General features: G+C 40.2%; 8 protein-coding genes. 2 read left to right on the top strand and 6 right to left on the bottom strand.

Annotated elements, in window-relative coordinates:
- Positions 1-166 precede the first annotated feature (166 nt).
- Both HMPREF9075_RS08070 and secA read left to right on the top strand, forming a co-directional pair.
- The gene (locus tag HMPREF9075_RS08070; protein ID WP_009416034.1) at positions 167-388 is read left to right on the top strand and encodes a DUF2795 domain-containing protein; all 222 of its coding nucleotides are present in this window, start codon (positions 167-169) and stop codon (positions 386-388) included.
- A gap of 124 nt (positions 389-512) precedes the next feature.
- Positions 513-3,872 (top strand): preprotein translocase subunit SecA, encoded by a 3,360-nt coding sequence (secA, locus tag HMPREF9075_RS08065; RefSeq protein ID WP_009416033.1) that lies wholly within the window; start codon positions 513-515, stop codon positions 3,870-3,872.
- Positions 3,873-3,953: 81 nt separating this feature from the next.
- Here the strand turns inward: secA and purB are convergent, their stop codons facing one another.
- The 6 genes from purB to HMPREF9075_RS08035 all read right to left on the bottom strand — a co-directional run bounded on the left by purB (position 3,954) and on the right by HMPREF9075_RS08035 (position 8,209).
- Positions 3,954-5,288, bottom strand: coding sequence for an adenylosuccinate lyase (gene purB, locus HMPREF9075_RS08060; RefSeq protein ID WP_009416032.1), 1,335 nt, complete (start codon positions 5,286-5,288; stop codon positions 3,954-3,956).
- A gap of 18 nt (positions 5,289-5,306) precedes the next feature.
- On the bottom strand, positions 5,307-6,437 hold the full coding sequence (locus tag HMPREF9075_RS08055) for a hypothetical protein (RefSeq protein ID WP_009416031.1): 1,131 nt from the start codon (positions 6,435-6,437) through the stop codon (positions 5,307-5,309).
- A gap of 212 nt (positions 6,438-6,649) precedes the next feature.
- Positions 6,650-6,832 (bottom strand): hypothetical protein, encoded by a 183-nt coding sequence (locus tag HMPREF9075_RS08050; RefSeq protein ID WP_009416030.1) that lies wholly within the window; start codon positions 6,830-6,832, stop codon positions 6,650-6,652.
- Between the two features lie 16 nt (positions 6,833-6,848).
- Complete coding sequence (locus HMPREF9075_RS08045; protein ID WP_009416029.1) at positions 6,849-7,628, bottom strand: TerC family protein; 780 nt, start codon at positions 7,626-7,628, stop codon at positions 6,849-6,851.
- Between the two features lie 25 nt (positions 7,629-7,653).
- Positions 7,654-7,974 (bottom strand): type II toxin-antitoxin system YafQ family toxin, encoded by a 321-nt coding sequence (locus HMPREF9075_RS08040; protein ID WP_009416028.1) that lies wholly within the window; start codon positions 7,972-7,974, stop codon positions 7,654-7,656.
- A 4-nt stretch (positions 7,975-7,978) separates the two neighbouring features.
- Entirely contained in the window at positions 7,979-8,209 is a 231-nt protein-coding gene (locus HMPREF9075_RS08035) for a hypothetical protein (RefSeq protein ID WP_009416027.1), read from the bottom strand.
- Positions 8,210-8,351 lie beyond the last annotated feature (142 nt).

Genomic DNA, 8,351 nt, shown 5'->3' with positions numbered 1-8,351 from the left:
CTTATCCTTCGCTCAACCTTCGCTGAAGGTTCGGAAAGGTAGGTAAGCTGCACGGGCAGGGGGTGCGCATAGGGAGATTTGCCAAGAAACAAAAAAATCTTCTGAAAAATTTGCATACTCAATAAAAAATATTACTTTTGCCGAAAATTTTCAAAATACAAACTTTATGTACTGGACGTTAGAACTCGCTTCACACCTAAGTGATGCACCTTGGCCTGCTACCAAAGACGAACTTATAGACTATGCTATCCGTACAGGAGCCCCTATGGAAGTAGTTGAAAATCTGCAAGAAATGGAAGACGAAGGCGATATGTATGAATCTATTGATGAAATATGGCCTGATTATCCTTCTGAAGAAGATTTCCTTTGGAATGAAGATGAATATTAAAAAAGTCTCCAACGAGAGACTTTTTTTAATTAACAAAATAATAAAACAAACTGACAATTTGTCAGCCCCACCCCCTTTGGTATATTTATTGACTATTCATAATTCAAAATTCATAATTATATAAATGAGTCTTATCAATTCCCTAATAAAAATATTCGTAGGCGACAAAGCCAAAAACGATTTAAAAGCCATTCAGCCCATAGTAGAAAAAATTAAAACTTACGCAGGGCAACTTGAAAACATCAGCAATGACGAGCTGCGAGCTAAAACCATTGAGTTTAAAAATAAAATAAAAGAAGCTCGCGCCGCTCTTGATAGCAAAATTGCTACCTTACAAGAGCAGGCTAACGCTACTGATAGCATAGACGCTAAGGAAGACCTCTATGTGGAGATAGACAAACTAAGTCAGGAGGCTTATCAGGTTTCAGAAAAAGTGCTAAACGAAATTTTGCCTGAAGCGTTTGCTACTATGAAAGAAACAGCGCGCCGCTTTGCTAACAACGAGACTATTGCCGTAACAGCTACTGAACGTGATCGTGAGCTATCTGCCTCACACGACTACGTATCAATTGATGGCGATAAAGCTATCTGGAAAAACCACTGGGACGCCGCTGGAAAAGATGTTACTTGGGATATGGTGCATTACGATGTGCAACTTATCGGGGGGATAGCGCTTCACCAAGGTAAAATCGCCGAAATGCAAACAGGGGAAGGTAAAACTCTCGTGGCTACTCTTCCTGTATACCTCAACGCCCTTACAGGCAATGGGGTGCACTTGGTAACCGTGAACGACTACCTTGCACGCCGCGATAGTGCTTGGATGGGACCTCTATTTGAGTTTCACGGGCTGCGTGTAGATTGTATTGACAATCACCAGCCTAATTCTGCCGCTCGCCGCAATGCTTATAACGCTGATATTACTTACGGAACTAATAACGAATTTGGTTTTGACTACCTGCGCGACAATATGGCGCACACCTCCGAAGACTTGGTGCAACGCGCTCACAACTACGCCATTGTCGATGAGGTCGACTCGGTGCTTATTGACGATGCCCGTACACCACTTATCATTTCAGGACCTACTCCTAAAGGCGAATTACACGAGTTCAACGAACTTAAACCTATAGTAGCCGATTTGGTAGCTAAACAACGTACCTACCTTACTAAAGTGCTTGCCGATGCCCGCAAACTTATTGCTGAAGGGAATACTAAAGAAGGGGGATTCCTCTTATTGCGCGTACACCGTGGGCTGCCTAAAAATAATGCCCTTATTAAATTCCTTAGCGAAGAAGGTGTAAAACAATTGCTACAGAAAACCGAAAACTACTATATGCAGGATAACAATCGCGAAATGCCAAAGGTGGATGCCGAATTGTACTTCGTGATTGACGAAAAAAACAACCAAATAGAACTTACCGACAAAGGATTTGCGGACATCGCCTACGATGGTGATAAAGATTTCTTTGTACTTCCTGATATAGGGGTAGAAATTGCTGAAATAGAGAACAAAAAACTGCCTATTGAAGAAGAAGCTGCGCTTAAAGATAAACTTTTTAAAGACTTCAGCGTAAAAAGTGAGCGTATTCATACCCTCAACCAGCTGCTAAAAGCCTACACGCTCTTTGAAAAAGACGTAGAGTATGTAGTAATCGATAATAAAGTACTTATCGTAGACGAGCAAACAGGTCGTATAATGGACGGAAGACGTTACTCTGACGGATTGCACCAAGCGATTGAGGCTAAAGAGAATGTGAAGATTGAAGCGGCTACCCAAACCTACGCTACTATCACCTTGCAAAACTACTTCCGTATGTACAGCAAGCTATCGGGTATGACTGGTACAGCGATTACTGAGGCTGGTGAGTTTTGGGAAATCTACAAGTTGGATGTAATGGAAATCCCAACCAACCGCCCTATTGCGCGCAAAGACCACAACGACCTTATCTATAAAACCAAACGCGAGAAATACAACGCTGTAATTGACAAAGTAGTAGAACTATCGGTAGCTGGTCGCCCAGTGCTTATCGGTACTACTTCTGTAGAAGTATCGGAACTGCTTAGCCGTATGCTTACAATGCGTAAAATAAAACACAATGTACTGAACGCTAAGCTACACAAAAAAGAAGCTGAAATTGTAGCCGAAGCAGGGCAATCAGGAGTAGTAACTATCGCTACCAATATGGCAGGTCGTGGTACCGACATCAAGCTAAGCCCAGAGGTGAAAGCTGCTGGCGGTTTGGCTATCATAGGCACCGAACGACACGATTCACGCCGTGTAGACCGCCAGTTACGTGGTCGTTCTGGTCGTCAAGGTGACCCAGGAAGCTCGCTATTCTACGTGTCGTTGGAAGATAACCTTATGCGCTTATTCGGTTCTGAGCGCATCGCTCGCCTAATGGATAGATTAGGACACAAAGAAGGTGATGTGATAGAGCACTCTATAATGACCAAACGTATAGAAACAGCTCAGAAAAAAGTAGAAGAAAACAACTTCGGTATCCGTAAGCGTTTGTTGGAATACGATGATGTGATGAACGCACAACGCGAGGTGATTTACAAACGCCGCCGCCACGCCTTAGAGGGCGAACGCCTAAAGGTGGATTTGGCAAATATGATATTCGATACCTGCGAGGTAATCGTTGAAAACAATAAAGGTGGTAATAACTACAAGAACTTTGAGTTTGAGCTTATTAAATACTTCTCATTAAAGACTCAAATCAGTGAGAGTGAATTTGCAAAAGGCTCTAACAACGATTTAACGTTCAAACTTTACCACGAGGTGCTAAATCACTATCAGGAAAAAACAGAACGCAATGCGGCTACGGCTTTCCCTGTTATCAAAGAAGTGTATGAAAACCCTTCAAATACCTATGAGCGCATCGTTGTTCCTTTCACCGATGGGCAAAAGATGCTCAATATCGTTACCGACCTAAAAGAGGCATACGAAACACAAGGCAAGAAGCTCATCAGTGATTTTGAGAAGAATATCACCTTAGCTATTATTGATGAAGAGTGGAAAACACATTTGCGCCGAATGGACGAACTGAAACAATCAGTGCAATTGGCGGTACACGAACAGAAAGACCCGCTACTCATCTACAAATTTGAGGCTTACCAGCTTTTCAAAACAATGATTGATAAGGTAAATAAAGAAATCGTATCATTCTTGTTCAAAGCCGAATTGCCTACTCAAAACGCCCCTGTACAAGAAGCGCACGCTCCTGTAAGGCAACGCGATAACTACCAAACTAATAAGGAAGAAACCCTCAATAGTGATGAGATGGCACAACGTGCTCGTGAAGTGGGTGAGCAGGCTTCACAACGCCGCTCGGTAGTAGAAACCATAGTGCGTGAGCAACCTAAAGTGGGGCGTAATGATAAAGTTATTGTGCAAAATATCCGTAACGGTGAGCGCAAAGAAATGAAGTACAAACAAGCTACTTCGCTTATTGATAGCGGAGATTGGATTATCGTTCCTAAATAGTAAGTTTTTTTCATAGACACTAAAATAGGCTACCTGAAGAAAGTTTTCAGATAGCCTATTTTATTGTTGTTATGATTTGTGTTATATCCCTGTATAGTTTTCAGGAGTAATAGCTTTTAGTTCGGCTTTTATAGCTTCATTTACCTCCAAAGTATCTATAAATTGCGCTATAGTTTCGGCAGTGATAGCGGCATTGGTACGGGTAAGTCCTTTGAGAGCTTCATACGGATTGGGGTAGCCCTCACGGCGCAATATAGTTTGTATAGCTTCGGCTACTACAGCCCAATGTTCATTGAGGTCTTGGCGTATTTTAGCCTCATTTAGCAACAGCTTATTTAGTCCTTTGAGGGTAGATTGCAAAGCAATGAGTGTATGCCCAAAAGGCACCCCTACATTGCGCAATACAGTACTATCAGTAAGGTCGCGTTGCAAGCGCGAAATAGGAAGTTTTGAGGCTAAATGCTCTAACAAAGCATTCGCAATCCCCAAATTACCTTCAGAATTTTCAAAATCTATCGGATTCACCTTATGAGGCATCGCCGATGAACCTACTTCGCCTGCTTTTATCTGCTGTTTGAAGTAATCCATAGAGATGTACGTCCAGATGTCTCTATTGAGGTCTATTAGTATCGTATTGATACGTTTTAGTCCGTCAAAAAGGGCTGCTAAATGGTCGTAATGCTCTATTTGAGTAGTAGGAAATGAATGATGTAACCCCAAAACATCTTCCACGAAGTGTGTGCCAAAAGCTTTCCAATCTATTTGAGGATAAGCTACTTTATGGGCATTGTAATTACCCGTAGCCCCTCCGAATTTAGCTGCAAAAGGCACTTGTTTGAGCAAGCGCAATTGCTCCTTGATACGCACTACAAATACTTGTAATTCTTTGCCTAAACGCGTAGGCGATGCAGGTTGCCCGTGTGTGCGTGCCAATAGGGGTACATCAGCCCAATCTTCTGCCAATAGCGTTAGCTTTTCGGTAAGCTGCTCCAATGATGGGTAATACACCTGTTCCATTGCCTCTTTGATGCTCAGTGGGATGGCTGTATTATTGATATCTTGAGAGGTAAGCCCGAAGTGAATAAACTCTTTGTAGCCCTTCAGCAGTAGCTTATCAAATACTTTTTTGATGTAGTATTCTACCGCTTTTACATCGTGGTTGGTAACTTTTTCTATACCTTTAATTTCAAGAACCTCATCTGTGGTGAATATTTGGTAGATAGCCCGCAGATCGTTATAGCGTTCTTTAGGAAAATCGTTTAATTGTGGTAATTTTTGTTCGCATAAAGCAATAAAATACTCTATTTCTACCAATATACGATAGCGAATGAGTGCTCCTTCAGAGAAAAAAGGCACCAAAGCTGCTGTTTTGTCGGCGTATCTGCCATCAATAGGTGATATTGCGTGTAAGCTCATAATTATAATCTTAATTTTTTAGTTATTTTTAGTGTGTAGTAGGCGTGTTAGCTTGATAGCCAAATCGGTAAAGATGAGTTTGCCATTGCCATTACGCTCTACGTGATAGGTAGCTTCTTCTATTAGGTTATGTATTTTTTCAATATTATTGCCGTGTATGAAAGGGGCAAACTTTTGTAGCTGGAAAGTAGGGTCGGTGAATTGCATATACACCAAGCCCGTAGCGGTGTAGTTTAACAAGAAAGCCTGTCTAAACACTTCGGCACAATACTGCAAGAATTGTTTTTGAGTTTCGCGCCCTGTAGCGCTCACCTCTTCGCTCCACTGCAAAAGTCCGTGTATAGAGGCTTTATTGCCTTTAGCACGATAAGCCGTTCGCACCCACGCTATAAACCAACGCTCAAACACCACCTCTTCATCTTCTTTGTCTTGCATTAGTAGCAAGGCTTTGTTGAAGTTGCCTTGTGAGCGGATAGCTATTTGGGTAGCTTTATTTTCACTGACCCCTCGTGCTAAAATACCTTCTTTGATAGCCTGTTCGCTCAGCGGAGGAAATCGCAGTAGCTGGCAGCGCGATTTGATGGTATCCAACAGTGCATTTTCGTCTTCAACAACCAACAGAAACAATGTTTTTTCAGGAGGTTCTTCTAAAAGTTTCAGTAGTTTATTAGCCGTTTGCACGTTCATCTTTTCAGCCATCCAGATAATCATCACCTTATAGCCTCCTTCAAATGATTTTAGAGCGAGTTTGCTTGTTATTTCTTTGGCTTCGTTTACGCCTATGTTAGCTTGTTTTTTTTCTACCCCCAAATAAGTAAGCCAATCAAACAAAGTTCCATAGGGTTGCGCTTGCAGAAAAGCACGCCACTCGGTCATAAACAAGGAACTTACAGGGTCTTTTTTCACCTTGTCGTTAGCAGCGGTGGGGAAAACGAAGTGCAAATCGGGGTGCGCTAATTGGGCACACTGGGCTTGTGCTTTAGGATTATTTGCCGCTAAGAGAAGTGAGGCATAAGCTATCGCCATAGGCAATGCACCCTGCCCTTCGGCAGCGACAAAAAGCTGAGCGTGTGGTATGCGCCCTGCCTCCACACTTGCTTTTAAATACCCTTTAATGTGGTCGTATCCTAAAATATCTTTAAATTCCATTATTGTCCTTTTCTTAATTACAAAGGCTCTTGTTTATTACTTCTGAAGTGTATAATTGATATAACCCCTTCCTCTTCCAAAACTTCATAATATACTGCGAACTTATAATTAAGAAAGCTCTTCTTATATAATTCTAAATGCTCTATATAATTTGCTAAGAAATAAGGAGTTTCTTTTAGTTCTTTTTCAAGAGCGTCTACAGCGTCTATAATTTAACGCTCCCTTGCATCTTTTTGTACTTCTGAATGACTAAACCACAAACCCGCACGTGTCTCTTTTTTAGAAAGTTCTATTTCTAAAAGCTCTTTTTCAGTAAGTGTATCATCATTAAATACACTTTTTATATTTCTTATTTCTTTTGAAACTATAGTTTCTTCAATTTCTATTGCATTCATAAAATATTATTTTTTATTATTGTCCTTTCTTTCTCATTCGCATATTCAAAAATTCCACACCTAATGAGAAGGCTATGGCAAAATATAAATATCCTTTAGGTACAGCACCTACAGTTTGTCCTGCCAATACAGCTTCTGAAAGATGCATACTTTCGGTTACTAACATAAAACCGATAAGTATCAAAAACGAAAGAGCTAATATTTGGATAGATGGATTGCGATTTACGAAGTTACCTACTGGAGTAGCAAACAGCATCATTATAGCTACTGAAAGCACTACTGCAGCAATCATTATATAAATAGCCCCACCCAAACCATTGGTCATACCTACCGCAGTGAGGATACTATCTAACGAAAAAATAAGGTCTATGAGCAATATTTGGGCAATAACCCCTCCTAAAGAAGCGTGTTGATTTGCTTTGGGAGCATCCGATTCGGTAACGTGCTCGATGTGATTAACTTTAGCGTGTATTTCTTTGGTAGATTTGTAGAGCAAAAAGATACCCCCACTTAATAAAATAAGAGCTTGCCCGTTGAAGTGTGCGGAGAACCATCCCCAATCAATAGAAAACAGAGGGTCTTTAAGTTTTACTAACACCGAGATACCCAACAGCAGGGCAATACGCAAAAACATTGCCAAGAATAGCCCTATACGAGTAGCGCGCTTACGTTTATTTTCGGGTAATTTCCCCGTTACTATTGATATAAATATCACATTATCAATCCCTAATACAATTTCAAGAAAAGTAAGGGTAATAAGAGCCACAAGGGCATCGGCAGTAAAAAGTACTTCCATTTAATTAGTGTTTAAGTTTAAAATGTTATTTTTTAAAAAGCTCAGCGTGAGACCCCAAACGAGTAAGCACTATTCTTTTTTGTTCATCGTCATATTGCAACCAAATAATGAGCAAATCAGGCTCTATATGACATTCTAAATGTCCTTTGTAGTTTCCTGTTAAAAAATGAGCTTTCATATAAAGAGGCAATTGTTTCACCCCTCCAATTTTTAGCAACCTGATAGTATTATCTATTTTAGCTAATTTTTCATTGTTATTTAAATACCTCTTATAATCTTTTTTAAAAGCTGTAGAGGAATATAGCTGGTATTTATTTTCTTCTTCTTGAGTTTCAGTGGTCTCCATAAGTTTAGTTTTTTAAGAATGCTAAAAAATCATCAACATTATCATAGAAAGGCGTTTCTTTATCCTTTATCAATTTTTCAGCCTCAGCCATAGCTTCTTTTGTTTCTTGGTTGGGAATATCTTTTTTTGTATTTAGTTCTTCAACATTAAGAATATTAAAGTTAAGGCTTCTGAGTATATTTAAAGCATTTTCTATAGAAATTCCTTGTGGAGGTGAGGTTAAAATTGCATTCATTTTCTATTATCTTTATTTACAGGGCAAAGGTACAAAATAATGTTTAATTATCAATGTTTAATGATTAATTTCGTTTCCACACCAATTCCCCCACAAGCTCCCCCGAATCTTGAGCGAAGGTTGAGCGAAGGTTGAGCGAAGG

This window comes from Capnocytophaga sp. oral taxon 332 str. F0381 (assembly GCF_000318275.2).
Lineage (GTDB): Bacteria > Bacteroidota > Bacteroidia > Flavobacteriales > Flavobacteriaceae > Capnocytophaga > Capnocytophaga bilenii.
The sequence above is the reverse complement of the archived record's forward strand: the minus strand, read 5'-3'. Positions and strand labels throughout refer to the sequence as shown.